Source organism: Bacillus seohaeanensis (assembly GCF_042684945.1).
GTDB lineage: Bacteria > Bacillota > Bacilli > Bacillales > Bacillaceae_B > Rossellomorea > Rossellomorea seohaeanensis.
The window spans coordinates 1-26,325 of the sequence record NZ_JBHUMF010000002.1 but is presented as its reverse complement, the minus strand read 5'-3'; the positions used below and the strand labels follow the sequence as shown (position 1 = coordinate 26,325).

The following is a 26,325-nucleotide window of genomic DNA, read 5'->3' as shown; positions in this document are numbered from 1 at the left end:
TTACTTATAACAACTTATTCTTCACTAAACTCTTATTGATCAAAATAAGCACCTAATAAGTATTAAACTTCCTTGTACACACTTCAAGTTGACCATCGTGAGCCTTTCATATTATAAAAAGACTAAATTTTTCTAAAAATAGAATAATTATTCTGTTATAATAGACACGGGTTGATTCATTTTGACAGCTTTTTTTATGAAATTGTTTTCATAGAGATCTTTCAGAGTGATTACCCCTATTAACATATTAAAGGGGAGAGTTTGAGAAATGACAAATAAGTCTTACCGTAAATTATTAGCCACTGCTACGACAACTACTCTTGTTGCAAGTGCTTTTGCACCTGTAGTTTCTGCAGATGCCAAGGAATTCACTGATGTACCAGATCGTTATACAGATGCTGTTAACTTTTTAGTATCAAAAGGTGCTAAAGGTCTAACCGAAAGTCAGTTTGGTACAGAGAAATTCATCAAACGGGTAGATGCTGCTATACTATTAGCAAATGTTTTAGATCTCGACACAGCGAATGCTCCTGAATCTGGGTTCACAGATGTACCAAAACGTGCTGAAGGTGCAGTTAATGCATTAAAAGCCGCAAACATTACAAATGGTAAAACAGCTACATCATTTGGGTCCGAAAGCAATATTACTCGCGGAGAGTTAGCCTTGTGGATTCAAAGAGGTTATGGACTAGTAGGAACTGCTGAACTTTCCTTTACTGATGTAAAAGAAACATATGAACCCGCTGTAAAAATGTTAGTCGCTAATAATATTACGAAAGGTGTTTCTCAAACGCAATTTGGAATAGAGCACCCTGCTAAACGCGGAGATTATGCTACCTTCCTTCATAAAGCAACACAAGCAAAAGAATTACAAGAAGAAGCTTTCAATCTATCTATTATGCATACAAACGATACTCACGGACATATTGAAGACATCGCGAAACGGGCTACCGCAATTGAGAAAATAAGAGCTAAAAAGCCAGACTCTCTTTTACTTGATGCTGGTGATGTCTTTTCTGGAACATTATATTTTAATGAATTCTTAGGACAAGCTGATCTAAAGTTTATGAATTATCTTGAATATGATGCTATGACATTTGGTAACCATGAATTTGATTTAGGAGCTAGTGAAAATGGGCATAAAGCTTTAGCGGACTTTGTAAAAGGTGCTGAATTTCCATTTGTTAGTGCAAATGTTGATTTTTCCAAAGACGACCTATTTACTGGCCTTCAACATTCAGAAATCTCTAAAGAAGCAACAGACGGTCAAATTTACAATGGGATTGTAAAAGAAATTGATGGTGAAAAGGTGGGAATTTTTGGTCTAACAACAGAAGAAACTCCTGATATTTCTAGCACAGGAAATGTAGAATTCTCAAGCTACATTGAAAAGGCAACTGAAACAGTTCAAGCATTTAAAGACCAAGGAATTAATAAAATTATTGCTCTTACACATATTGGCTATGATGATAGCCTAGAATTTGATAATGACCTCGAGCTAGCAAAACAAGTAGAGGGAATCGATGTAATCGTTGGTGGACATACTCACTCTACACTAGAGGAGCCTACTGTTAATGAAGATGGTGATGAGCCTACTATTATCGTGCAAACAGGTGAATACGGCAAAGCACTTGGTACGTTAGATGTAATATTTGATGAAGGTGGAGTCGTTACGAACTATGGAGGAAAGCTAATTTCCGTTGCTGACCAAGAAGCTGATGCAGAAGTTCTTGAAATGTTAAAACCTTATTCAGACCAAGTGGATGCTATTAAAGACCAATCCATTGAAGTAAAAGCCGTTTCATCATTAGACGGTGCACGTGAAAATGTACGTACAAAAGAAACAAATTTAGGAAACCTCATTACAGATGGTATGTTGGCAAAAGCAAAAACGATTAACCCCGACACAGTAGTAGCTCTTACAAATGGTGGAGGAATTCGTGAATCCATTGATGAAGGAGACATTACAATGGGTGAAATTTTAACCGTTATGCCTTTTGGTAACTCACTTGGAATCATGAATCTAACAGGTAAAGAGATTAAAGAAGCGCTAGAGCATAGTGTAAGTCAAGCCCCGAATGCAAATGGTGCTTTCCTTCAAATGTCTGGACTAAAATTTACTTATGATAGCAGTAAACCTGCAGGTGAAAGAGTTATATCCGCAGAGGTAAACAATGGAACAGATTATGCTACTTTAGACGAAGATGCTTCTTATTTTGTTGCCACAAATACATTCACTGCAAAAGGTGGAGATGGTTACGACATGTTCAAGAAAGCTTACGATGAAGGACGTGTAAGTGAGCCTGGGTACGTTGACTACGAAATGTTCACAGAGTATTTACAAACTCTAGAAACTGTTGACCCTGCAGTGGAAGATCGTATTGTTGATATTAATGAGTAAACAGAATCAATAAAAAGATTAGTACAAAAGCCAATCGTTATTATATCGATTGGCTTTTGGTTGTTATTTATTATAGTTATAAGAATGCGTACACCTAAAACTCTTGGCTATACTATTATTGAGGCTTCACACATAATTGCCCCATTATTTATTCAGTAACAATTCGCATTAGTACTTTAGGCTACCCGCTCTAAACAAAAAGATTGCCATTTCTCCACGAGTAATTGGGCTGCCAGTTCCGTAGGAAATTGCCGTTTTACCTTGCGTTATTTTATTTTTCACAAGAGACTTCACGGCTAATTCATAGCGATCTGAGACATCTGTGAAAGAAAGATTTACTCCTGACCCTTCTAATTCATAGGCTCTTTTTATCATTAACGCCATCTCACCACGCGTTAAATTATCATTAGCTCCAAATCTCTCTTTCGATTTACCATTAAGGATATCTTTTTCCACTAGGGCATTAACAGCATCTTTTGCACGACTTGGAACATCTTTAAACCCAGCTTCTTTGGATGATTGGAGATCCAATTTCAACGCTTTCGCAAGTAAAACAGCTGCATCAATTCGTTTTATTTTGTTTCGTGTTCCGAACATTGTATTAGTTAAACCTTGTGTAATATCCTCTTGAACAAGATGACCCACAGCTTCTTTATAGCGATCTGAAACATCTGTGAAAGCTTTAAGTGTGGACGGATCTTCTACATTTAATAAGTAGGTGCCTGTTGTATCTCCCCAATTACCTTTACTGATTTTAATATAATAAGTGCCTGCTTCTAATTCCTTTTCCTCTGACCACTTCTGCGGATCATTTTCCTTTCCGTAAGTAACAGAAGAATCTAAAAGCTCATTTCGGTCGGTATCAAGCAATTGAATATCCATATGCTCAAAGTAAGAGGAAATATTTATTCTTACTTGTCCTGCTTTTGGAAGAACAACTTTATAGTAGTCCTCAGAATCACTCCAGCTTAGAAAGCCTTTGACCGATTTATCGTTTAACGTTAATAGTTGAGCGATTTCTGTTCCATTATTAGGCTCTACTTCATTATTTTCAGCAGCTTGGAATACTGTCCCTAGCGTATAGGTGCCTGTTGTATCTCCCCAGTTACCCTTATTAATTTTAATAAAATAAGTACCTGCCTCTAAATCCACTTGCCTTGATAATTTCTGCGGGTTGTACTCTTCTCCGTATAAAATACTATCATTCCATACTTCTTCTCCGTTTACATCGTATAATTGAACATCCGCATGCTCAAAATAGGAAGAAGCATTTACTGTTAATTTTCCTGCTTGTGGCAGTTGTACTTTATAGTAATCTACTGAATCACTCCAACTTAAAAAGCCTTGAACTGTTTGCTCATCCAAAGTCAGCAGTTGTGCAATTTCTGTCCCATTGTTTGGTTCGACTTCATTGTTTTCTGCTGGTTTGAAATCTGCTTCTACGATATAGCTTCCCGTGGTCACACCCCAATTACCCTGCTTTATCGTTAAAAGATAAGTACCAGCCTCTAAATCTACTTGATTCGACCATTTTTCCGGATTATTTTCTTCTCCATACAAAACACTACTATCCCATATTTCTTCCCCATTAAAATCATGTAATTGAACATCCATATGCTCAAAATAAGAAGAAATGTTTACCGTTAGCCTTCCTGCTTCCAACAAATCAATTTTATAAATTTGCTCGCCATTCTCTTCTGAAATTTCACCAGATGCTTTATCACCAATTGCAAGCTCACTCTGTGAACTAGCAGCGGCAGTACTTGCAGCAAAAGGACCAATAGACCCCAACACTAATAAAATAATAGTAATAGCTAAACTAAATTTCTTCATTTTCTCTCTCCTCTTTCTGTTTAAACATGAAGTCAAAAAAATTGTACCCTCCCTTAAAAATAAAATGAAATAATTACATAAAAATAGAAAACTACTATATAAGTACGAAAAACCAAAGTAGGTCTTCTTACTCATTTTAAATCTCCTCAATAATTCCGTAAAGTGTAATTTTCACCATAATATATGACTCATCTATCATTCCTTAGTCTTACGCTTCGTTACTTCCTTATAATAAGTATAAGTAGAGTTATCTCCAAGAGACCAACGAGAAATATGACAGGTTAACCTAGTCCTTTTATTAAATGAGGAAAAGCTCTGCAGAGAGAAAATCTTTGCGGGGCATTTCTTCTTTTTCAAAGAAATGCTATAAAAGAATACTGTGATAACCATTAGATTATTTTGCAAGAAATCTATGTAGAGGTAGGAATATACTGTATTTAAAGAGAAAAATGCCGAGGGGGACCTCCCTCAGCATTTTTCAGTTAGCTTGACAATTATTTAATTGGTGCTAATTGAATTACAGGTACGTTTACATCTTTTCCTTCAACTGTAATTGCTTGCTCAGACACAACATATCCATCATGGTAAACAGCTAAAGTATAATTACCATCAACTAATGCTAAATCCTCAGTACCAGCTGTAGTAGTTAGAATGTCTTTGATTGTGCCGTCTTCTTTGAAGACTACAACATAAGCACCTTCAACGTTTGCATTTGCTTCATTAACTACACGGAAGTTTACATCACTTTGTGCAGCTACTTCATCAACTACAATCTTAAGCTCAATCTCTTCTCCTGCAGCTACTGAAACTGTAGTTTCTACATCAACATAGTCTTCTGATGATACATCAATGTCAAGATCATAAGTTCCCGCTGAAAGGTTGTTAAATGTAACAGTGTCAACAGCAGAATCAGCTTCTTCCCAAGTACCAACAGTAGGATTAGTCACTCCAACAAATGCATCAGCTAAATCAAATCCATCAATTGCAACATCTACCGGGTTTCCTTCACTGTCAACTACAGTAACTTCTAAGGAAGCATCGCCGCCTTGAGTTAAGTTATAGTTAACTTTTGTTAAGTTATCCCCTGCTGCAATAGTTTGAGTAGTAGTGTAAGTTTCAACAGCATCTCCACGAACTACTACATCATAAGTTCCTGCTTCTAAGTCAGAAAGAGTGTAAGAACCGTTAGCTTGAACATCTGCAGAATCTACCTCTTCACCTTCTGCATCATAATAAGTTACTGTAGCATTTGCAACTGATGCTAATGTTCCACTTGTACGAACATAACCTGCAACGTCACCTGTAGTTACTACAGCATCAAGATCAATATCAACCCCCGAAGTTTCAGCATTCTTCGTAACTGTTACCTCATCGGAAGTTTCAGCTACAAAGCCTGTTTTAGAAGCTTCTACTTTATAGTCACCAACAGCAACACCAGTGAACTCATAAGCACCAGCAATACCGGCTTCTGTAGTATCAACGACATTGCCATCCGCATCTACTAAGTTTACTGTAGCACCTTCTGAATCAGTAACCGCACCAGAGATTTTTCCTGCTGGCATAGCTCTTCCTTCAAATGTCTCGTCACCATCAACTGTAATTGAATATTCTTTTGTTGCAACATAATCACCAGATAGTTTTAAAGTATAAGTTCCTGGTGCAATGCGTGAAAAGTCAAATGATAATGTAGAGTCAGAACCAGAAGATTGACTAACAAATTCATTTGTACCAATAACTGTTTTACCATTTAAAATTTCCATTGTGTACGTTGCTGCATCCGCATCAGAAGAACCAAAGTCATCGCTTAATAATTCTGTACCAATTGTTGCAGCAATTGCATTACCTGCTTCAAGCTGTACATTATGAGTAGCGTCAGTACCTTCTACAGCTTCAAATTCTGTATAAGAAACTGCAGAATCAGCGTGATCAATTACCACATTGTAAGTGCCGCTAAGCAATTGCATATCTTCTACGCTATAAACACCTTCTGCATCAGTAGTAGTGGTTTCTAATTCAGTACCTTCTGCATCATAAATAGTTACATCCGCAGCGCTAACTTTCTCACCAGCAGCATCAGTAACAATTCCTGTTACATCCATTGCAGCAATTGCATCAAGTTCAATACCTTTTAGCACATTTGAAACTTTTTGATTATCAAGGGTGATTGTTTGGATACTATCTTTATAACCATCAATGCTAACCGTTAGACGATACTCTGCACCTAATTTCAAGTTAGAACTTGCTGCTGATTGGTCAATAACATATTCACCAGTAGCATCAGTTTGAACTTCTGCAACAGCATTCCATTCTTCAGTCTCTGCATCATAAGATTCAAGAGTCACATCTGCCGCATTAATAGCAACACCTGTATCAGAATCTACAACCACACCAGATACTTCGATAGCACCGGTATTGATTTCAACTGAGTTAATATCCTTAGTAAAAGTTGAGACTTTATCAGCTAAAACCTTTACATCAGAAGTAGTCACTGTTTGGTATCCATCAGCTGCGACTGTTACATCTTGACTTCCTGGTTGAACATCTAGAAGTTTATAGTAACCTTTTTCATCAGTTGTAGCCGTTTTATCGCCGACTGTTACAGTTGCATCTACTACTGGCTCACCGCCATCAAAAATGAATCCAGCAATACCAGATTCTAAAGCAGGGGCTTTATCTTCTACAGCAAGACTCGCTTCATGTAAGAAAATAGCATAATCTCCACGCTTAGCATTTTGACCTACTCCGAATTTTGTATCAGAAACACCGTTTGTGATTTCGTTCGTCACTAATGCTTTAACAGCCTCTACATAACGGTCGCCAACATCAGTGAAAGCAAGGTCAGCAGAACCTTCTAATTCAAATCCTCTTTGAATCCAGATAGCTAATTCACCACGAGTGATTGGGCTTTCAGCATCAAATTTTGTAGTAGTTTTACCAGAAGTAATTCCAGCTTCTTTAAGAGCGTTAACGTGACCTTGTGCACGTGCTGGAACATCTGTAAAACCAGATGCGGGAGCATTCTCAATATCTAACTCAAGAACATTTGCAAGTAAAACCGCAGCGTCAACACGTTTGATTTCTTTGCTAACACCAAAAGAAGTTTCAGTTAAACCGTTAGCTCCTTTTTCTACTACAAAATCTACTGCTTCCTTGTATTTATCTGATACATCTGTAAATCCAGCCGCAGATACAGGTGCTACAGCAGATGCTACTATTGTTGCAGTTGCTGCAGTTGCAACAAACTTGCGATAAGACTTTGGTTGGTAAGCCATGTAAAAAATCCCCCTACGAAATATAATATATTTTATCTCAGTAAAAAATAGAGAAGTAACTTATTTTTTGTTTAACAATCCAAATACCACATCTAAAAATGGTAGATTATTAATAACATGGTAAGGATTAATTAAACTTGTAATCTCTTCTACCTGTTACTTAGTCTATCAGAATAAACATGGTGCCTCAATGGTACTTGATTCCATTTATTTTCCAACTAATGGGGTTTTTAGTCCTGATTCATTGTGATAGATGGGGTGTTAGAGACTAAAGACCTAAGAAGTTTTTCCTTTCCAACTGAGGATATTAGCAACCAGCCACGAACCTTTTCAGCTTGCATTACCAGATCATCTTCTCCTATCTCAAGTATTGAGAGAATAGCAGAAAAATAGACGGGATTAACTACCCATAAAAATTCGATTGGTGAGATATAACTTACTAATGTACCTGCATCCCGCAGAAGTCAAGGATCTTCCGCTCCAATCCTCTCTATATTTTCAACTGTTGTTAAAAGCAACACCCTTTCAGAAAACAGCCTTCAATAAAGATATTACGGGTGTAATAAAGGAAACGAGGAACACGGTCCTATGCCCCCCCCTGACAAAAAAGCCCCGCAGAGACTTTTCTCTACAGAGCTTTCCTAAAGATAAGAGCATCCATTCGTTAAAGTTTAGGGAGCGATAAGTGCCCTGCCCAATCAATTTTACGAACAAATTCTTCTCAATTTTTTTCATAAGGGCTTGTTCCATTAGATTGTTCTTGCTCATTAGTAAACCCATCTTGATCAAAATCCTCATTATTATCAGTAGTACCATTTCCGTCTGTATCTGGGTTTAACGGGTTTAACTCTACCGGTACATAAACCATGTTTTCAAGAGAAAAAGTGGAATTACTTGAAGAATGATAAATAATCTCGAAATAATCTGTTAGGCAATCTCCATCAGAATCTACATTTAATGGATTTGTCTTGAACTTTCTTACTTCAAGATAGTCAGAAACTCCATCCCCATCGGTATCTTTATTAAATGGATCCGTTCCTAACGCCCGTTCTTCATCATTTGTTAGTCCATCTCCATCAGAATCTCGATCATTGTCATCTCGGTCATCATCAGGCTTTTCTACTATTGGTTTTTTCTTTGTAAGGGAAAAATCTAATTTAATTATGCTATCTAATAATGAATGAATATCATTATCTTCTGTTTTATTTACAGATACCTTATTTAAAATATAGAGCGTTCCCCATTCAAAAGACTCACTGTATTCTTGAAAATGTTCAAAAGGACCATTTTCTAAATCAACTGTTTTCTTAAACTCCTTTTTTTCGCCATTAACTATTATCGATTGTAGTATTTCGAGGGTCGTTTTTGTTGCCTCTTTTCTAATTATATCTACTCCATTTGAAGCTGTCGCTGTGATGTCTACATTTTTACCATCTTCAGCTTCTTTATCTGCTGATGCCTCAACAGTTTGCTCTTGTTTGATTGTGGCATCTCCAGATGTCTCTGATTCGTGTTTTTGAGTTGTAGTAACTTCTGTTTCTTGTTTCGTACTATTAATATTTTCCTTTACATCTATCTCACCTTCTTGTTTCGTCTTGATGTTTGTTTCTTGTGTCTGTTCGACAGAGTCTGTGTTAGCATCTGTATTAATCGACTGGTGTTGATCCGTTGTCACCTTTGTATTTTGGTTTTGACCATCTTTTTGTGTTACTTGCTGAGATTGGTTAGATTCTAAAGAAGCATCTTGGTCTTGTTCTGCATCTGCTTTATCGGCTCCTTCGACGGTTTGCTTTTGATCAGCTATTATTTCAACGGTTTGCTCTTGTTTATTTGCTTCTTTTTCATCTGAACTAGATTGGTCCTGCGATTTTTCGCTTGACGCATCTTGTTCCTGTTCTATCTTATCTGCTGTTCCATCTGTATCAACACTCTGTCCTTGCTCTACTGTACTTTCTGCATTTTGAGTTTGTTCTGTCGTTTGGGTTTGCTTTATAGCTTCGTGTGCGGTTGTATCCTCTTCATCTTCAATCTGTTCTGTATTCTCAGTCTGTTTCAGAGTCTGAGTCTGCTTTACCGTTTCAGATGAGGCTTTATCCTCACCATCTTTAGTGTGGGTCTGCTTTATCGTTTGAGGTGCAACTGTATCTTCTGTTGGAGTTGGTGGAGATTGAGCCAAAGTTGTTGTACTACCAATTATTAAAAATTGAATGGTCAAAAGGGTTATAAATATTCGTTTCAACAAGGTATCCACCTTTCTTTTAGTAAACTCACCTTCCTTTGTAAAACAAACAAAGAACGATTACTTTAATATATTTGAAGTAAAACTTTACTTGTTTAAGAACAAACTCTACCCACTATAGTGGGTAGAGACTTTCCCAAGGTGAACCCTTAATTTGCACTTTGATTTTGAACAACTGTAGAACTTGAACTTTGACTTTGGTTATTTCCTACCCCACTGGAAGTTTGAGTATGGCTTGTTTCTGTTCTAGATTTTTGTCTTTGGTCTAAAAAGCTTCCCCAAGACCAAGAAGATTGGTTTGTTTCATTTTCTACTTCTTGCTCCTGCTTATTCCCCACACCAACAGAAACTGCTGTTTGGTCTGTTTCATTTTCTACTTCCTGCTCTTGCTCATTTCCTACACCAACAGAAACTGCTCCTTGCTCTGTTTCATTTTCTACTTCCTGCTCTTGCTCATTTCCTGCACCAACAGAAACTGCTCCTTGCTCTGTTTCATTTTCTACTTCTTGTTCTTGCTCATTTCCTACACCAATAGAGCCTGCTGCTTGATCTGTTTCACTTTCCGATTCTTGCTCTTGCTCATTTCCTACACCAATAGAGCCTGCTGCTTGGTCTGTTTCATTTTCGGACTCTTGCTCTTGGTCATTTCCTACACCAACAGAGCCTGCTGCTTGGTCTGTTTCATTTTCGGACTCTTGTTCTTGGTCATTTCCTACACCAATGGAGCCTACTGCTTGATCCGTTTCATTTTCGGACTCTTGTTCTTGATCATTTCCTACACCAATAGAGCCTGCTGCTTGATCTGTTTCATTTTCTGATTCTTGTTCTTGATCATTTCCTGCACCAATAGAGCCTGCTGCTTGATCTGTTTCACTTTCCGATTCTTGCTCTTGCTTATTTCCTACACCAATAGAGCCTGCTGCTTGGTCTGTTTCATTTTCGGACTCTTGCTCTTGGTCATTTCCTACACCAATAGAGCCTGCTGCTTGGTCTGTTTCATTTTCGGACTCTTGCTCTTGGTCATTTCCTACACCAATAGAGCCTGCTGCTTGGTCTGTTTCATTTTCGGACTCTTGTTCTTGGTCATTTCCTACACCAATGGAGCCTACTGCTTGATCCGTTTCATTTTCGGACTCTTGTTCTTGATCATTTCCTACACCAATAGAGCCTGCTGCTTGATCTGTTTCACTTTCCGATTCTTGCTCTTGGTCATTTCCTATACCAATTGTTCCCGCTGCTTGATCTGTTTCACTTTCCGATTCTTGCTCTTGGTCATTTCCTATACCAATTGTTCCCGCTGCTTGATCTGTTTCATTTTCTGATTCTTGCTCTTGGTCATTCCAAATACCATCTGTTCCTTGATATGAATCTGTTTCATTTTCTGATTCTTGTTCTTGGTCATTTCCTACACCAACAGATCCCACTGCCTGGTCTGTTTTATTTTCTGATTCCTGTTCTTGATCATTTTCATCGCCAAAGGCCTCTTGATCTAAATCAGTTCCATTTTCGGACTCTTGTTCTTGATCATTTCCCACACCAATTGTTCCCGCTGCTTGGTCTGTTTCATTTTCCGATTCTTGTTCTTGGGCATTTCCATTACCAATTGTACCTTGGAAACTATCAGTTCCATTTCCGGACTCTTGTTCTTGATTAAGCCCTACTCCTGTTGCATCAGAAGACTGGTCTGTACTATTGTAAGAGTCTTGATCTTGATCATTATCATTACCATCTGTTATCTGTGTTCCTATCGTCCCATTGGCTGATTCCTGCTCTTGATCTATTAAAGCTCCTGTTCTAGTGGAAGATTGATTGGTGAAGTTATCTGAATCTTGGATTTGACCATTTTTATTTCCATATAAATCTTGGTAAAGATTTGTATAATTTATACTTCTAGCTCTTTGTCTACTAAACCAAAGGTTGTCAGCATTTTGATTTTGAACTGTGAAATTATTAGCAAATTGGGATTGATAATAATTATGATTTCCGTCTATATGTTGTTCTAAATCTTTCTTCTCCCAATTTACCTCTTTCTGATATACCCAGCTTGACGCGCTTGCTGCTGTCCCTCCGAATAAAGATGCTGCAATAAAACTTGTACTTAATACTTTTAAAAATTTCCCTTTTTTCATCTTATACCTCCGTTATTAATAAGTATTGGAATACCTCTCCCCATATAGTATAGAATCGTTATACAACAATTAAAAATCTGAATAATGACAATTATACGTTAAAAAGAACGCTTTTTTGTTCTTTATCATGAATTTGCTACTTTTTTCTTAGTTTTTTGTTTTTTATAAAGAACGATAATTCTTTATATTGAACAATATGGGAGAATGAACTATAACCAGAATATAAAAAAGCAGCATTATTCGAGTTTTCCTATGTACACAAATGGAATACCCACTTATATTAAAATAATTATTGTGGACGGAGTATTATATCTGAATAAGAAAGTACTTTCGAAAGCGCAGATAAAAGAAGGAGAGAAAAAAACAATATAGTACGTATCTCTGAACATTCTATTACTTACAATTCAAAATTAAGGCTATATTGGATAGACTTAACGGGGAATCTCTTACTATAATTTTTACTGAAAATGGATTTACTCTTGAAATTATAGACAAAGATATACCAAAGAAAAAAATATACAATTGGCAAAAAGTTTATGATAAAGATGGAAAATTGGGATTACAAACAGATACTAGAGGACAAGCAAAGGCCTATCAACCTTCACAGAAAGAATTATCCGTGGAAGAAAAATTAAGAATGTAAGAATTTAAGAGAACTAAAGCGTTTAATAAATATATAAAGATTTTAACCATGATCTTTACCAATGGAGATTAAACAAAATGCCCCCCGGCTCAATAATGAGATCATTTATTAACAGCTTAGTGTTCCTTTATTACTTTATCCATATATTATTGGGTATAGTTTACTGTCCCTGTGTCCCTCTAAATCGTGGCAAATATAAAAAACAGGAATTAATAACACCTAAATCGAATTAATAACATGGTGAGGAAATTATGAAATTAAAAAGTAATATCGGCTGGTTAATTGATAAATTATATTACACTAGAGCAGACCTTATGAGGATATTTAATAAGTTTAGAAATACTATTTCTGCATGGTGTGCTTCTAAAAGTTATCCAAACACCCTCGGTTTGTTCCATTTAGCAGACTTACTAGGGGTGAAAGTTGATGATTTATATGATGTGATAACGGTTGAGGACTAAGACTAAATCAATTGGAGGAAAAAATGAATTCTAATAATCTAAAAAGGATAAAGAGAAATATTCAATATTCTAATTTAGTTAGAGGATTGTTCATGCACTGTAATACTTGCTCTTTAGATAACGTATTAATCCATGATAGACACTTTGAAATAACGGACCCTTATTGTACATTCTGCGGAAATAAGGTTGCATTAGAAAATTGTGAGTGGAGAAATGGAGAATTTTATGGTGAATGATATAAGAAGTGAGTTACAAGATTTTTTAGAAAGCAAGCAATATATTCCTTTAACTTCTCCATTATGGAATTACTTTTATTTCTCTCAAAAAAAGCCACAAAGTAGTGAAGAAGAATCTAAACAACTCGACAAAATAAAAAGTCAATTAAAAAAAGAAAGAGGGATTTATGCACTTGAGTTAATTAAAGAAAATAAATCTGAACTACTCTACATAGGAAAAGGTAATCCAATTAGGGATAGAATACTTAGTCATTATAAAAAGTTAAGTAAAAATCCTAAGAAAGATAAAGACAATAGAATTAAGTTCTTTCAAGAAAATCAAGGTGAAGTTAAAATATACTACCTTGAGTTAAACGAAAAAGGAGAACAAGAAATTATAGAGCATTTACTATCATATATATTACAACCCAAATACAAGAAATGGAGACCTATATAATGAAACAAGCTAAAGAAGAATTAGAAAGGATGATTAAAGGTATCAAAGTTGATAACACTGAATTAGATAAGGATGATATTCTAGGGAGGGAATATCCTAAAATTTCTAATAATAAAGAAAGGTTTTTAGAAGAAAGCGAAAACATAATCTCTCAATTAAAATACGAAACCAATCAAAATAAAGCTAGACAAGTCCTAAATTACATTGTCTCGAATTATGACAATCAATTAGATTATTCTGTTGATGTTACTGACTGTATCCCATTCAAAAGTAAAAACTCTAGATTCAAATCGGTCACTATTACAATGAGGCAAGATAGACTATTATTTCATTTTCCAGCTGATTACAGGATTGTAGCTGAAAATTTGTTAAACACCTATAAAGTGCCTTCAGTTTTTGATAAGTACTCCAAAACACAACTTGATGTAAAACTACAAGATGTAACAGAAGTAAGATTACTGGAACAGACCATTGAATATGCATTTCAGCATTTAAAATAATAACAAGTAGCACACAATCTCATTATGTTCTCCACAGAGTTTTCCGAAGAAGGAACCAGCGTCCCTTCTTCGGATTTCTTCAAAAGAAAAGCCCTGCAGAGATTTCTACAAAATACTTATGTTTACCAATCTCCCTCAAAATATTTCAAATGAACTGCAATATTTCTTGGGTTACTTAGGATAAGAAACTTGTCGCCATGTTCCAAATTTTCGGTACACAGTATAATCTATCTTATTTGCATTTTAATAAAGTCATAGATATCCTGAAAATCCCTTGGGGGAATATGAGTAATGCGCTCCGTCTTTTCACCAAGTAATCCCGATTTCTTCAAGTAAATCATATAGTTTTCGCTTCCTAAGAGCTTTGCGTAATCATGGTCTACATTCTGAAATTTAGAATACTCATAATTGTGGACAGCCATTCGTCCAAACGGTTTTACTTCTACCAAAACAACTTGCTTCTCCGTCACATAAAGATACCCAAAAGTTGTTCCTTTAAAAGCACCAGTTGTATGAAAATAAATTTTTTCGTCTTCTTTAATTTTTTTCTTTAATAAACTAAGAACTTTCATATATAATCCGAGAAGACTTGGGTAGTTTCTCTGCTTCACAGATAAAGTCTGAATAAGTAGAGTACTCTCCTGTAATTGTTATCTGTATTTCTATTTTTGACATAAGTATTCTCCCCTATTATATTGCTAATAAAAGTAATTCTATAGGAAGAAAATATTTAAGTATATTAGCAGCATTTGTATTCTCCCTGCCGAAACACTTATTTAGAGAACTAAATTCGATACAATTATAAGGAAAATATCGCTTTAATAACCTAGTATTGGATGCTATTCTATTACTTTATTAATATTTAACAATAGGAGAGTACACATAATGATGCTAGAAGATGCCAAATACATAGAAATTTTAGAATTCATTCTGAAAGGACGACCATATCGTGAAATTGCTGACTCACTAAAAGTCTCCAAAAACACTATTACAGACTTAATCAAAAGATTAAGAAATACAGGTTCTATATTCCCTTCCACTACTAAAAAGTCAATCTACGACCCTATCATTAAAGAAATTCAAGAACATGTGGTTCAGCTTTTAAGAATGAGAAGGAGTACCTATAATCTTCGCCATAAAATTAAATTAACTAATACAGAAATATATTTATTAATCTTGGCTAAGGGATATAAAATTTCATTTACGAAAGTAAAAGAACTCATAAAGTTTGGAAAAAATATCATTAAAGAAGGTTATTTGAATATTATTCACTTGCCAGGAGATGCGGTTGAATTCGACTGGGGGACATTGCAACTTCAAATTGAGGATGAAGAGAACGCTACTAGAGTCTCACTTGCTGTATTTTCATTTCCCTATAGTAATTTCAGAAAAGCTTATGTATTACCCAACGCTAGCGGTGAATCCTTTGTCATCGCATTTAAGAAATTTATAAAAGACATGCATGGAGTCCCTCGCTTATTCATTTTAGACAACATGAGAATTGCTCGAAAGCTTTCATCAACTAGTGATAATGAAGTCAAACTAACTACCTTATTCAAGGATCTCAGTAAGCATTATCAATTTAATGTGACTTTTTGTGCACCACACTGTCCAAATCAAAAAGGGAATGTAGAAAACAATGTCGGTATTCTAAAAAAACATTTTGAGCAATCGTATATCCATTCATTTAACACTATCGATGAAGTGCAAGAATATGTCGATCGAATCATCGGAGACTTGAATGTAAAAAAACATCCGCGGAAAAATGATACATGTGATAATCTCATCAATCACGAAAGAAAATACCTTCTCCCATTACCAAAAAAAGAATTTATCTTCTTTCATCAAAAGGAATGTACAGTTTCAAATCACGGAACGATTACATTTCAAAAAAACCATTATACTGTTCCAGAAATGTTTAAAAGGGAGAAAGTACTAGTTAAATACAATGATAAAGTCATTTATATTTTTAAAAAGGGTACAGATACCGTCATTGCAAAATACTCTCCTATTACTAATAAAGGAAAAAGGAAACATAGAATCTGGTATATGATTAACAAACTAAAGAACAAGGGTAATGGATTTATAGATAGCGAGGAGTATAAGTCTATGCCCAAACAAGAAAAACTGATTCTTGAAAAGGTTTTTAAAAATAACTCTCATGAGTTTCTCGCTTTCATTAAAATAATCAAAGATCGTCCAAGAGATATCATTCGCAAATTCGTTTACAAATATAAAGATACCTTAGAAGGGTGGACTGTAAATCAATTGATGGAAGAAATTCAAGTCATCTAACTATTATACTGCTCCTTGAAAACTAAAAAATTCACTGTCATGACAATAGGGCTTTTTATGCCTTTTTTATTTTTGTAATATTCGGATTTATATATACAGCATGAAAAAAACTCTATTTCAAGAGGTTTTTCTTTTGTACCAAGTTTAGATAGTCATTTTTGAATGGAACCAGCAAATTTTATCCACATACACGTCAGATACCTTTCCTGTCTTTTTTAGGGCAAAAAATCGATTGCTATCCACAGAAGGACGAATAGATTCTACGTAATCAACGAGAATGGGTAAAAGCTTATCATTTATTGGAACAACACGTTCTTTATTCCCTTTCCCGTTTTTAACGTGAACCGTTTTCCGTTCCAAATTAACCTCATCCAAAGTTAATGATAGGCATTCTGTAATTCTCAACCCTGTATAATATAAGAATTGAATGACCGTTTTAATGGTTGGATGTTCTATAGCGTTAACCAATTCTTTATATTCATCTTCTTCAATAAAAGTACGTTCCTTCTTAGGTACTTTTAATTGGTCAATAGGTGCTGCCGCATGGTAGGTTGTCCATCCTTTTTTAACAGCATAGTTATAAAAAGACCTTAATGTGTTTAGATGACGATTAACACTAGCTGGTTGGTAGTTTTTCTTTGTTCTTAAATTTGCTAAATAGTCTTCCAGATCCTTTGTTTGTACATCTGCTAACACGACTAAACCATTATAGCGTTCTTCTAGGAAACGGTTGACCATCTCTAGGTCTTTACCATAACCATTGACTGTTTCCTCACTTGCATTTTTTGCTAGTAATCCCTCTAGATAAGCTTTGGAATATATGCGAAAAGGTTTGAACCCCATAGGTTTTTCTAAATGGTTTTGATTATAATAGTTCTTCATTAAAAATTCGCTCCTTTTTCATTTCATTTATTTTTAAAAGAATAATAGATTGAGTTTGACCCAACGGACTCACAGAAGACCAAGAGAAAGAACCAATCTTCTTTCCATGCCCCTCAAGGAAAGTCGAAGAAACGACCCAATTGACCCAATCCATAAAAAATATTTTTTGGAAAGTCTCATCACCAAAATTTTTTACGAATAAGACGCAAAAAGGGGAGGGTCAAGCGGGTCAATTGCGTTAAATCCATGTCTAACAGGGAAATTCCAGCGGGTCTCTCTTTGTCTGTCAGAAGGTCAATGGGTCAACCCAAATCACCAATATCGTTCACTTCTTCTTCCGTTGTTTGAATAAAGTCACCTTGTTTCCGCCAATGCCTTACGATTGGATTTTCCACTACATTCAAAAAGTTTTCTTCAAAACGAACCAAAAATATATCTCGTTTCACTGTACCTGGAATTGTTTTCTTCTTCGTAAGTTTTGATGCTTCAGTATCAAGTAATCCTTTGCTCTTCCACTTCGAGAGAATCTGTTGTGGATTTTCAAATCCTTTTTTAATCATCTCTTCCCTGAATATTTCTTTAAGAATAGCAACCTCAATACCATTCCCTTTGGTAAAAATCTTCCCCCATGTTTCATGAGCAATTGGAGGTTCTGAATCTCTAGCAAACTTTGTTCGGTGTTGAATGACCAGTTGCTTGAAGGAAGCATAGGCTCGTTCACTGTAATCTCCCTCAAGAGCTACGGACTGTTGATGCTGAATCAGGAAATCTAAGAGGTCATCAAGGTCAATCGTAAAATCAAAACATTCATTGGCTAACTCCGCTGTTGCCATTAGTAACCCATACTTTTGAGCCAACCGCTGAGATAATCCATTCTGAATCTCCATTTTTTCTAGACAGCGTTCACTCCATTGAGAGACCAAGTGATAAACAGTATCTTTTCCCTTTTTTGCTATAAATTTAACAAAGATTGGTCCAGCTTCTCCATAATGCTGCAATAATCCCCTGCGAAGACGTTCGGCATGATCCCCATCCTTTGTCCAAGAAACATTTCCAAATTCCTGTAGTCGAATTAATAATCCACCATTTTGATTCGATTTCATCAAAAGAGAGTGTTCAGCTGTAGAGAAGAACGTTCCTGACCATGTACGTTGATCTCGTAGTTTAATATCTTTCGTCATTCGTGCTTTTTCCTTACCTTCCGCAAGCAAATAAATCATTTCTGTAAAGTCTTTTAATCGATTCATCGAAGCCTCGTCAAGAGCAAGAGGGATACCATGATTGTTTGAAATTTGGGCAATTATTGCATTCTGCGTTGCTTTCCACAATAATATAAGTCCCCCATCCTTTCGAGCAGGTCGACCAAATGGTGAAACAAACACTCGAGCTGCCGTTGTTTTACCTTTAGAAGTGTCACCATACGCATGGATTACAAGTACTTCCATGTCGAAGTCTCGTGCTACCCAAGATACAAGTGGAGAAGATAATCCAGCCACAAGAGCAAATTCCAATGGAGTATGCCCTATGACCTCATTGTTAACTACATTTATCCATCCAGATAAGTCACCTTTTTGAAGGGAGAAGTCTCCACCATATCTTGATGGTTTAATTGAATTTCCTATTATGTTTTGATGTTTATAATTTTCCATTGATTCATCAACCTTCCATCCTAAATGTATATGCTCGTATCGTTTCGGTGCTTCAGATTCTTGATAGCTTAGAAAAATCGCAACTCGTTTAGCTTTATGGGAGGGTACGTCCATCCCTGTAGACATTAATTTTGATAACTCATTTACTTGGAGCTGTTCTCTACCTATTGTTACTTCATACCATTGGGAGTGAAACCAGTAGCGTAAAACTAAAAATACATGAATTTCCTTCTCATCTGTTCGTTCAATAACTTCTTTGATGTATACCAAGTTTCCAAGCAATATTTCTTTTTCCGTTCCGTCATCTTTTTTATCCACCGTATATAACGTACTTCCCTTTACTCGGAAAAAGCCATAGTTGCCTTTTGGAATATAAGATTTAACATATTTATTCGATGATGTATCGGAACGCCTATATTTTTCACTCTTTTGAACAAGAGGAACATCTTTTATTTCCTGCACTTCAACATCTAACTGCTCTGTTTCTATTTCTTGACCAAATTCATCATCAATCATTTCCAAATTATCTAAGTCCATTTCATCAAAATCAGTAATCTTTTTTCTTCTTCTAGATGTCGATGGAAAACGACTGTTAGAATAGTTTTCTTCTTGGTAAAATTCATCTGTCTCTTGCATAATATCTAAATCTATTTCAGCCTTTTGGCTATGACTCATTCGCAAATCCTCCTCCGTGTAGAATGGATAATACCGCTTAACCTAATAAACAAATCAACACCACGCATTCTTATTGCCGACCCATTGCTTTCCGTGAGACCCCTCTGACTTAACACACTTTTGAGTAATTCCTTAGAAGGTCAAAAGTTGAACGCATAAGAAACTCTAGGCTTTCTACAAATCGTACTTAATAAGGCACAGTTCTAAAGTTCATTCTCATGACAGCGTCAACAGGGTCATGCGGGTGCTTCCCTTGATGTACTAACTTTTACAATGGGTCAAGGCAAATTCATTCTTAGGTCAGAAGAGTCAATAATTAATTCTTGCTGATGATAGCAATGACTTGGTCGTTCATCTTTTTGTAAGTTACCGAATGGAATGTAATAGATGTACGGTTGCTAAAATCAAGCTGAAAATGATTAGTAATTTGCTCAACCAAGGCTTTACTGTAGATCATTTGCTTTGCTCCTTGCTTTCTTAGTGGATAAGAAGTGTACGTATCTCCTAACTGCTTGCCAAGAAGCATACAGTTATTCATGAAGCCTATTTGTAAGCTTGAAGGTTCACTTAATTTTTGATGTACGTCACGAGCAATAGCAACACGCTTTCCATTGTCTTTCGAATTCACAACAGATAGGACACCTGCTTCTGGAATTCGGCTCACAGTTTTAGAAATAGATGGAGTTACATCGTCAAGATTAAAATCTAATTCTTCGATATCCTCATCTTGTGTCGATTCATCTGGATCATTCGATTCTTCGTCAGTTTCATCATCGTTAGTTGTGTCTTCAAGGTCATCCATGTCTATTTCTGTGTCATCGGATAAGTCCAGCTCATCAACCATGTCTATTTCTAGGTCAACCCCTTCAGCATACGCTGCATCTTGGTCCTCTAATTCGATTTCTACCTCTGCTTGATTAGTTGCACTTGTTACTTGTCTTCTCTTTTTCATTGCTTGATCTCTCCCTTTTAAAGTTCAACTAAATCAAGCTTCAGCATCTTTTTTAAGCAACAAAAAAGACGCCAAAGCATAACAAAGACTTCAATGAAAAGGGTATAGTTCCCCATTCCAATTACATGAAATCTTTGTTGCTAAGGCGTCTGTAGCAGGCTTCACACGCAGTTAATGCCTGAGTAATGACTTTAGTCAGCATGGACACGGATAAGTAGATTTATCCACCAGTTAGCTTCCTTATCAGCAACAATCAATAGATTGTAGTTTTGATTTAATTGTTGACTTTATACTAAACTGGTACTCTTTTTATGTCAATAGCCTTTTTTCTTAACTTCGTTGCTGCATTACTACTTCTGTTTTGTGCATTTCTCCTATTCGGCAGTCCTCGCTTACTAATAGGGTTATGGTAGGCTTCTTTTCTGCGCAAAAACATTTTTAAAATATTTTTCTCTGCTCATCTTTTCATGACTTTGTCCCATAACTCCGAATGAGCTATGGGACGATTATTTATATCAATAAATATCAATTACTATTAATTTTCGTTATGGTAATTATTCATTAAGTATTCCTTAACACTATCATTCACAAACTTCGTAATCGATTCAATTTGTCCCTGGCTTTGCAACATCCGAATGATTTGATGAATATTCTTTTCAAGGTAAGTTGTAATTCGTACATGGGTTTCCGCAAAGGTTTGCTTCTTCTTTATTGGCTTTGGTACAAATGGTTTTCCATCAATGAATAGTGGATTAGCTGCTATCTCATTAACGTCTGTGGATTGGCTATTTACTATTACTTGCTCTTCCTCCGATGGTTCCTCGTATTCTATTATTTCCTCTTCGTATCCTTCTTCCAGTTCTTCTTCATCTTCCTCTGGTTCCAATTCAATTTCTTCGAAGTCCTCTTCTAATTCATATTCTGTATGATCCAGGTCGTTATTTGGTAATGGCTGTTTCAAGTGGCTCAAATCAAGATTCCTTTTCCTTCTTCCATAATATCCGTCCATTTTTTATCTCTCCCTTTATCATTGTTTAGGTCTACATCTACGTCTACATCTACGTAGACCCATTATTTTATTGTTTTTATATCTGTGTATAGGGAGAAATAAAAAAATGGCTGCTATAATGATTACCGAAAACGATGAGCCATTACTGCTTGCCTACGCTACATTAAGTAAACAAGCAGTAACTATTCATCAATAATCTTCTGGGAATAACACAATGACTCCTTCACTGCCTTGATCCATGACCCATACCTTACGATTAATTGGCTTACTCCTTTTCAATTGTACATATATAGTTGTTTCTCTATTTGGTATCTCCTGTCTTTGTATAAGCCATTGTTCGTTATTTTCTATATAGAACTCAAATACCTGTAAATAGTCATCTAGTTTTGCTTGGTTATTTAGTAGGTACTCAACAATGAAATTTAGATGTTCTTCACTTAACTCTTCAGAAACTGCTTTCGTCATATACAACGGCTTATTTCTTTCAAACATATTAGTCGCAACTCCTTTCCTGTAGCGATTGTTCAAACTGTTCATCAAGCATTCCTTCTACAAAGAAAATTACACTCATTTCATGATCGTTCATGATGCCGATGCGAAAGTAAGTACAATCATCCGTTACTTCTTTCTCTACATATTCTATGAATAGTGACTGATTGGCTATGAAACTAGTATCTCTTTCACCTTCTAAATAATAGATACATGCATGGTTAGGTAACCGGAAAGAAGTAAGTGATTCTTCTGTTCCTTCAGCTTCAAACCAATTCATGAATTCTAACTCAACGACATTTAAAAAGCTTTTGGCTATGTTACTTTGTATTTTTAACGCTTCAATATCTGCAATGGTTTGTATTCTTTTCATGAAATCACTCCTTGTACATTTTCATTCCTTTTCCATTTGTCCATTTCGAGTGGAGCAAAGGAAAAATCGGTGTCCATTTTTTCCTTGAGACCTTTTGCACTCGTTCCTCAAAAATCGAGCGATCTGAGAATTTCTTTTCTGGAACCGCGGGCGAGGACTGCCGATTTCTTGTTGTACATTTTCCATGTTCTACAATCGGTCAACGGCATTCTGCTTTTCCTGTCGTGTTGTTTGGATGTAAAACTTTGCAGTCATGTTAACGGTTGAATGTCCTGCTAGTTTACTAACTGTTGTTAAATCTACTCCCTTATGAAGCAAACGCGTACAGAATGTATGTCTAAACAAATGCGGGTGAAGTTTGAACCCTAGTTCCTTAGATATTATTTTTAACCACCCTCGGACTCTATCCCTATGAATCTTTTTGGCTCGTTGACTGACTAGCAAGTACTCACTTTCCTGGAAGCGTGACTGCATTCGTTCACCTAGTTGGTATTGCTTTATTAGTTGTAGCACATCTTGACGCAAACTTATTTCTCTAACCTTTCCACCTTTTCCCCTTACCGTTAGGCTGTAAGTTAATGAATCTATGTCAGCTAATTTAATATTTACTAATTCTGTCACTCGAACACCTGTATATAAAAGGAGATAGGCTATTAACTTATTTCTAATGCTGACTTTTGCGTGATCCTCAAGGTAGAAGAGTAGCCGTTCAATTTCTTCTTCAGATAAAGCCGTAACGGTATGTTCACTTCCTGCAGCTATTTGGACTTTATCCTTTTTCAATTGAATATAATTGGCATCTACTAACCCTTTGCTTTGCAAGAAGTCGTTATAAACCTTTAAGCTATTGATTTTCTTGCTAATTGTAGCCACCTTATACTTGTTGTCTAATAAATATTGCTTATACCTTACAAAAGAAAAACGTGAAAGCGGCTTTGATTCAGTTGCCGCCTTCTCAGACAAATATTTTTGGAACCCTTTAATGTCACCTACATAGGATTCAATTGTTTTTGGTGATCGTCCTTCTTCCGTAAGCCACTGTTGAAAGGCTTTTGCTAGTTCATTCATGCCTTTTCCTCCTAACATAAAAAGAGCCATGAACGCTTTTTTTGCATTCATGACTCCTTATTTTTTCACAATATCAATAATATCTTTTATTGTACACATGGGACATGTACAGCCACATTGACAAGGAAAGACTTTCATTAATGAACATCACCTTTCTATTATTTATCTTTTGCTATTTCTCTTACAACTTCGGTAGCTACCGCAACGACCACAGGTACAATGATTTTCTCCAGCATTCTTTTCACCCCCTTTCAAGGTGAGCTCACGACAGTAATATAATAATGACGTGAGTTTTTCCTAGGCTAAATGGGTTGCTTTGTATGGTAATATTGGATTTTATTCCACTCTACATTTCTGCCTTTACTTTTGTCGTAAGTTTTCACTAAGAAATGTCGTGAGCTTATTCCAATGACTCCACAACAGCTTCAAGATAGGTGATGTAGTTTTGAACCATTTCTCTTTGGAAACTAGATGGAATGTAATTAATGGCTCTTTCAATCTCATCTTCATCAATATCAATTTCAGATGTTACTGCGTCCTCTAGTAATCGTTGGGTTAGTTCCTTTTCTGTCAACAGTTCTTCTTCGTAATATCCTGTGCTTTCATCAAAACTTCTAAAGAATACTTGACCATTCATAATGACTTTGTGGTATGTTGGCATCTCAATTCTCCTCTTCTATTCTTTTTCTTAGTACTGGTACTCCGTCTTTCAAGATGATTTGCAATAACCATTCCCTATTACTTGGATGCAAAGCAATGATTCCAATCCATTCTGTTCCTACCTCATCTTCAAAAATCATTGTTTCAAATAGGAGTACTTCAGGTAATCCTTCTGTCATTTCAGACGGGATAAGGGACTCGTCGATTTCATCCAAGCACAATTCATTACCTTCATAGCTAACTTGGTCCTTATTAACATCGACTAAAAACTCCTTTTCAAGTGTTTCTACAAACCAATTAGTCTCTTTCATCTTTCTATCCCCCTTTCAGATGTACCCTTTTTCTTTTAATGATACGAATTCACCATCACCTAAAATGATGTGGTCGAGAACGTCAATACCTATGATTTTACCTGCTTCTACTAATCTATTCGTTACTTCGACGTCCTCCCTTGAAGGTGTTGCCTGTCCGCTAGGATGGTTGTGCCCGATTAAAATGGATGCTGCATTACTTAAAATAGCAGGCTTGAAGCATTCCCTTGGGTGGACAATACTTGCATTTAGACTTCCAATGTGGCAAATATTAATCGCTGTTGGCTGATTCTTCGTGTCCAAACAAACCACGACAAAATATTCTCTATCCACCTCACCTAAGAATTGCTTCAACAATTGATAGCTATCCTCTGGACTACGAACACAACGCCCCTTGTAAAGTAGGCTTGATTCCTTCACTAGTTTTAGGCTTACAATGTTCACTCGCTTCGCTGGTTGATTCTTCATTTTGACTCCTCCTTCTAGTAGTTGCATTTGCTTTGGTTCTGAAGCTTTGTAATGATTCATACTAATTCCTCCTCAAATAAAAATAGCCCTAACTCCTCGAAAGGAATTAGAGCTTATTAAGACTATATCAATTTAATAATATAATCTTATCTTTCTATTTGATTCGGATTCTGCCAAAAAGAAAAGCCCTGTAAAGATGTTAATCTCCACAGAGCCATGTACTAGTGAATCTTTCGAACCACAAAATTATTTAATACTTCTGCATCATCATCAATCTGACCTACAACTAATGTGAGTAGTTTCCATATAGCAACTTTAGTGTTATCAGTCTGATAGGTAACATCATAAGGTTTAAGTAATCGGAATTCCACTACAACTTCCTTATCTAGATATTCAAATTGATATGGTGCTGCTTCAATGCCAAACTGAACAAAAGGAATGTTAATAACTTTATTACAAAGTCTTGTTAACTCATTTGAATTCACAGTATCATTGAATTCTGTGAGTGGTGTTGAACCTAAAGGACTCGAATCCTTAAAAGTCTGTATGTAATCAGTAGAGTTCATTTTAAATTTAACTTGAAACTTTTCTATAAAGCTTTTCCCAATTTGTTCACTTGTATATTCATAAACTGGATAGTTAAGAAACTGTTTTTTGCACGATTCTTCAAACGTTTTTAATGAATTAATCTCTTTTCCTTTCAAATCATTTCATCCCTATCTGAAAAGCATTTGTCTAATAGTCACACCTATCATAGCACACTTAATAGATTCTTCACTAAATATCTTTTCTTACGAATAGGAATAACAGTGCTAATATTCCTGTTCAACAAATTAAAGAACAAATCGAATGGCTTTATGAATTCCGAAGAATATGGAGCTATGCCTAAAGCTGAGAAGTTGCTTCTTGAAAAGGTTTTTAAAAACGACTGTCATGAGTTTCTCGCTTTCATTAAAATAATCAAAGATCGTCCAAGAGACATCATTCGCAAATTCGTTTACAAATACAAAGATACCTTAGAAGGGTGGACTGTAAATAAATTGATGGAAGAAATTCAAGTCATCTAACTATTACACTGCTCCTTGAAAACTAAAAAATTCACTGTCATGACAATAGGGCTTTTTATGCCTTTTTATTTTTGTAATATTCGGATTTATATATACAGCATGAAAAAAACTCTATTTCAAGAGGTTTTTCTTTTGTATCAAGTTTAGATAGTCATTTTTGAATGGAACCAGCAAATTTTATCCATGCATCAAAGCGACGAACAATGGTAGTGGCAGAACTACCATAATTCTCTGCGGTTTCTTTAAATGTCTTCCCTTTAATTGTTCGGATAGAAAT

Annotated in this window: 23 protein-coding genes; 7 read left to right on the top strand and 16 right to left on the bottom strand. The window is 35.8% G+C overall.

All coding sequences use genetic code 11. The features are described 5' to 3' along the window. Positions 1 to 268 precede the first annotated feature (268 nt). Positions 269 to 2,401, top strand: coding sequence for a 5'-nucleotidase C-terminal domain-containing protein (locus tag ACFSUL_RS00745; protein WP_377931775.1), 2,133 nt, complete (start codon positions 269 to 271; stop codon positions 2,399 to 2,401). Positions 2,402 to 2,569: 168 nt separating this feature from the next. Here the strand turns inward: ACFSUL_RS00745 and ACFSUL_RS00740 are convergent, their stop codons facing one another. The 4 genes from ACFSUL_RS00740 to ACFSUL_RS00725 all read right to left on the bottom strand — a co-directional run bounded on the left by ACFSUL_RS00740 (position 2,570) and on the right by ACFSUL_RS00725 (position 11,874). Next, the gene (locus ACFSUL_RS00740; RefSeq protein WP_377931773.1) at positions 2,570 to 4,234 is read right to left on the bottom strand and encodes an S-layer homology domain-containing protein; all 1,665 of its coding nucleotides are present in this window, start codon (positions 4,232 to 4,234) and stop codon (positions 2,570 to 2,572) included. 494 nt (positions 4,235 to 4,728) lie between these two features. Then, on the bottom strand, positions 4,729 to 7,506 hold the full coding sequence (locus tag ACFSUL_RS00735; RefSeq protein ID WP_377931771.1) for a carboxypeptidase regulatory-like domain-containing protein: 2,778 nt from the start codon (positions 7,504 to 7,506) through the stop codon (positions 4,729 to 4,731). Positions 7,507 to 8,227: 721 nt separating this feature from the next. Further along, positions 8,228 to 9,745, bottom strand: coding sequence for a hypothetical protein (locus ACFSUL_RS00730; protein ID WP_377931769.1), 1,518 nt, complete (start codon positions 9,743 to 9,745; stop codon positions 8,228 to 8,230). Between the two features lie 149 nt (positions 9,746 to 9,894). Further along, positions 9,895 to 11,874 carry a hypothetical protein gene (locus ACFSUL_RS00725; RefSeq protein WP_377931767.1) on the bottom strand — a complete coding sequence of 660 codons (1,980 nt, stop codon included), beginning with the start codon at positions 11,872 to 11,874 and terminating at the stop codon, positions 9,895 to 9,897. A 421-nt stretch (positions 11,875 to 12,295) separates the two neighbouring features. On the opposite strand from ACFSUL_RS00725, the gene ACFSUL_RS00720 reads away from it, so the two are divergent. The 4 genes from ACFSUL_RS00720 (at position 12,296) to ACFSUL_RS00705 (ending at position 14,150) form a co-directional block, all read left to right on the top strand. Continuing rightward, a complete protein-coding gene (locus ACFSUL_RS00720) occupies positions 12,296 to 12,517 on the top strand; it encodes a hypothetical protein (RefSeq protein ID WP_377931765.1) in 222 nt (73 codons plus the stop codon). A 251-nt stretch (positions 12,518 to 12,768) separates the two neighbouring features. After that, a complete protein-coding gene (locus ACFSUL_RS00715; RefSeq protein ID WP_377931763.1) occupies positions 12,769 to 12,978 on the top strand; it encodes an XRE family transcriptional regulator in 210 nt (69 codons plus the stop codon). A gap of 225 nt (positions 12,979 to 13,203) precedes the next feature. Next, entirely contained in the window at positions 13,204 to 13,650 is a 447-nt protein-coding gene (locus ACFSUL_RS00710; protein WP_377931761.1) for a GIY-YIG nuclease family protein, read from the top strand. Continuing rightward, complete coding sequence (locus tag ACFSUL_RS00705) at positions 13,650 to 14,150, top strand: hypothetical protein (protein WP_377931759.1); 501 nt, start codon at positions 13,650 to 13,652, stop codon at positions 14,148 to 14,150. Before ACFSUL_RS00710 ends, ACFSUL_RS00705 begins: the two co-directional genes overlap by 1 nt. 227 nt (positions 14,151 to 14,377) lie before the next feature. Here the strand turns inward: ACFSUL_RS00705 and ACFSUL_RS00700 are convergent, their stop codons facing one another. After that, positions 14,378 to 14,722, bottom strand: a complete 345-nt coding sequence (locus tag ACFSUL_RS00700; protein ID WP_377931757.1) for a PH domain-containing protein — start codon at positions 14,720 to 14,722, stop codon at positions 14,378 to 14,380. A gap of 313 nt (positions 14,723 to 15,035) precedes the next feature. Between ACFSUL_RS00700 and ACFSUL_RS00695 the strand changes: the two genes are divergently transcribed. Further along, complete coding sequence (locus ACFSUL_RS00695) at positions 15,036 to 16,445, top strand: hypothetical protein (RefSeq protein WP_377931755.1); 1,410 nt, start codon at positions 15,036 to 15,038, stop codon at positions 16,443 to 16,445. 144 nt (positions 16,446 to 16,589) lie between these two features. Here ACFSUL_RS00695 and ACFSUL_RS00690 read toward each other — a convergent pair whose 3' ends face one another. From ACFSUL_RS00690 to ACFSUL_RS00640, 11 genes are all read right to left on the bottom strand, one after another. Further along, a complete protein-coding gene (locus ACFSUL_RS00690; RefSeq protein ID WP_377931753.1) occupies positions 16,590 to 17,327 on the bottom strand; it encodes a tyrosine-type recombinase/integrase in 738 nt (245 codons plus the stop codon). Positions 17,328 to 17,629: 302 nt separating this feature from the next. After that, a complete protein-coding gene (locus ACFSUL_RS00685) occupies positions 17,630 to 19,651 on the bottom strand; it encodes a DUF927 domain-containing protein (RefSeq protein WP_377931751.1) in 2,022 nt (673 codons plus the stop codon). A 316-nt stretch (positions 19,652 to 19,967) separates the two neighbouring features. After that, complete coding sequence (locus ACFSUL_RS00680) at positions 19,968 to 20,603, bottom strand: hypothetical protein (protein ID WP_377931749.1); 636 nt, start codon at positions 20,601 to 20,603, stop codon at positions 19,968 to 19,970. Positions 20,604 to 21,138: 535 nt separating this feature from the next. Next, a complete protein-coding gene (locus tag ACFSUL_RS00675; protein WP_377931747.1) occupies positions 21,139 to 21,612 on the bottom strand; it encodes a hypothetical protein in 474 nt (157 codons plus the stop codon). Positions 21,613 to 21,801: 189 nt separating this feature from the next. Further along, complete coding sequence (locus ACFSUL_RS00670) at positions 21,802 to 22,104, bottom strand: DUF960 family protein (RefSeq protein ID WP_377931745.1); 303 nt, start codon at positions 22,102 to 22,104, stop codon at positions 21,802 to 21,804. Between the two features lies 1 nt (position 22,105). Next, on the bottom strand, positions 22,106 to 22,474 hold the full coding sequence (locus ACFSUL_RS00665; protein ID WP_377931743.1) for a hypothetical protein: 369 nt from the start codon (positions 22,472 to 22,474) through the stop codon (positions 22,106 to 22,108). A gap of 189 nt (positions 22,475 to 22,663) precedes the next feature. Next, positions 22,664 to 23,542: a tyrosine-type recombinase/integrase gene (locus ACFSUL_RS00660; RefSeq protein ID WP_377931741.1), complete on the bottom strand. Its 879-nt coding sequence runs from the start codon at positions 23,540 to 23,542 to the stop codon at positions 22,664 to 22,666. Positions 23,543 to 23,942: 400 nt separating this feature from the next. Then, on the bottom strand, positions 23,943 to 24,203 hold the full coding sequence (locus tag ACFSUL_RS00655) for a hypothetical protein (RefSeq protein ID WP_377931739.1): 261 nt from the start codon (positions 24,201 to 24,203) through the stop codon (positions 23,943 to 23,945). Position 24,204: 1 nt separating this feature from the next. Continuing rightward, positions 24,205 to 24,513 carry a hypothetical protein gene (locus tag ACFSUL_RS00650; protein WP_377931737.1) on the bottom strand — a complete coding sequence of 103 codons (309 nt, stop codon included), beginning with the start codon at positions 24,511 to 24,513 and terminating at the stop codon, positions 24,205 to 24,207. Between the two features lie 15 nt (positions 24,514 to 24,528). Further along, positions 24,529 to 25,041 (bottom strand): RadC family protein, encoded by a 513-nt coding sequence (gene radC, locus ACFSUL_RS00645; RefSeq protein WP_377931735.1) that lies wholly within the window; start codon positions 25,039 to 25,041, stop codon positions 24,529 to 24,531. Between the two features lie 161 nt (positions 25,042 to 25,202). After that, positions 25,203 to 25,685 carry a hypothetical protein gene (locus tag ACFSUL_RS00640; protein WP_377931733.1) on the bottom strand — a complete coding sequence of 161 codons (483 nt, stop codon included), beginning with the start codon at positions 25,683 to 25,685 and terminating at the stop codon, positions 25,203 to 25,205. A 153-nt stretch (positions 25,686 to 25,838) separates the two neighbouring features. Here ACFSUL_RS00640 and ACFSUL_RS00635 point away from each other — a divergent pair, with 153 nt between their 5' ends. Continuing rightward, positions 25,839 to 26,048: a hypothetical protein gene (locus tag ACFSUL_RS00635; RefSeq protein ID WP_377931731.1), complete on the top strand. Its 210-nt coding sequence runs from the start codon at positions 25,839 to 25,841 to the stop codon at positions 26,046 to 26,048. The last annotated feature ends 277 nt before the right edge of the window (positions 26,049 to 26,325 follow it).

Bases quoted from the DNA above. Each gene is read 5' to 3' on its own strand.
- ACFSUL_RS00745 (WP_377931775.1), top strand. From the start codon at position 269: ATGACAAATAAGTCTTACCGTAAATTATTAGCCACTGCTACGACAACT.
- ACFSUL_RS00740 (WP_377931773.1), bottom strand. From the start codon at position 4,234: ATGAAGAAATTTAGTTTAGCTATTACTATTATTTTATTAGTGTTGGGG.
- ACFSUL_RS00735 (WP_377931771.1), bottom strand. From the start codon at position 7,506: ATGGCTTACCAACCAAAGTCTTATCGCAAGTTTGTTGCAACTGCAGCA.
- ACFSUL_RS00725 (WP_377931767.1), bottom strand. From the start codon at position 11,874: ATGAAAAAAGGGAAATTTTTAAAAGTATTAAGTACAAGTTTTATTGCA.
- ACFSUL_RS00715 (WP_377931763.1), top strand. From the start codon at position 12,769: ATGAAATTAAAAAGTAATATCGGCTGGTTAATTGATAAATTATATTAC.
- ACFSUL_RS00710 (WP_377931761.1), top strand. From the start codon at position 13,204: ATGGTGAATGATATAAGAAGTGAGTTACAAGATTTTTTAGAAAGCAAG.
- ACFSUL_RS00705 (WP_377931759.1), top strand. From the start codon at position 13,650: ATGAAACAAGCTAAAGAAGAATTAGAAAGGATGATTAAAGGTATCAAA.
- ACFSUL_RS00700 (WP_377931757.1), bottom strand. From the start codon at position 14,722: ATGAAAGTTCTTAGTTTATTAAAGAAAAAAATTAAAGAAGACGAAAAA.
- ACFSUL_RS00695 (WP_377931755.1), top strand. From the start codon at position 15,036: ATGATGCTAGAAGATGCCAAATACATAGAAATTTTAGAATTCATTCTG.
- ACFSUL_RS00690 (WP_377931753.1), bottom strand. From the start codon at position 17,327: ATGAAGAACTATTATAATCAAAACCATTTAGAAAAACCTATGGGGTTC.
- ACFSUL_RS00685 (WP_377931751.1), bottom strand. From the start codon at position 19,651: ATGAGTCATAGCCAAAAGGCTGAAATAGATTTAGATATTATGCAAGAG.
- ACFSUL_RS00680 (WP_377931749.1), bottom strand. From the start codon at position 20,603: ATGAAAAAGAGAAGACAAGTAACAAGTGCAACTAATCAAGCAGAGGTA.
- ACFSUL_RS00675 (WP_377931747.1), bottom strand. From the start codon at position 21,612: ATGGACGGATATTATGGAAGAAGGAAAAGGAATCTTGATTTGAGCCAC.
- ACFSUL_RS00670 (WP_377931745.1), bottom strand. From the start codon at position 22,104: ATGTTTGAAAGAAATAAGCCGTTGTATATGACGAAAGCAGTTTCTGAA.
- ACFSUL_RS00665 (WP_377931743.1), bottom strand. From the start codon at position 22,474: ATGAAAAGAATACAAACCATTGCAGATATTGAAGCGTTAAAAATACAA.
- ACFSUL_RS00660 (WP_377931741.1), bottom strand. From the start codon at position 23,542: ATGAATGAACTAGCAAAAGCCTTTCAACAGTGGCTTACGGAAGAAGGA.
- ACFSUL_RS00655 (WP_377931739.1), bottom strand. From the start codon at position 24,203: ATGCCAACATACCACAAAGTCATTATGAATGGTCAAGTATTCTTTAGA.
- ACFSUL_RS00650 (WP_377931737.1), bottom strand. From the start codon at position 24,513: ATGAAAGAGACTAATTGGTTTGTAGAAACACTTGAAAAGGAGTTTTTA.
- radC (WP_377931735.1), bottom strand. From the start codon at position 25,041: ATGAATCATTACAAAGCTTCAGAACCAAAGCAAATGCAACTACTAGAA.
- ACFSUL_RS00635 (WP_377931731.1), top strand. From the start codon at position 25,839: ATGAATTCCGAAGAATATGGAGCTATGCCTAAAGCTGAGAAGTTGCTT.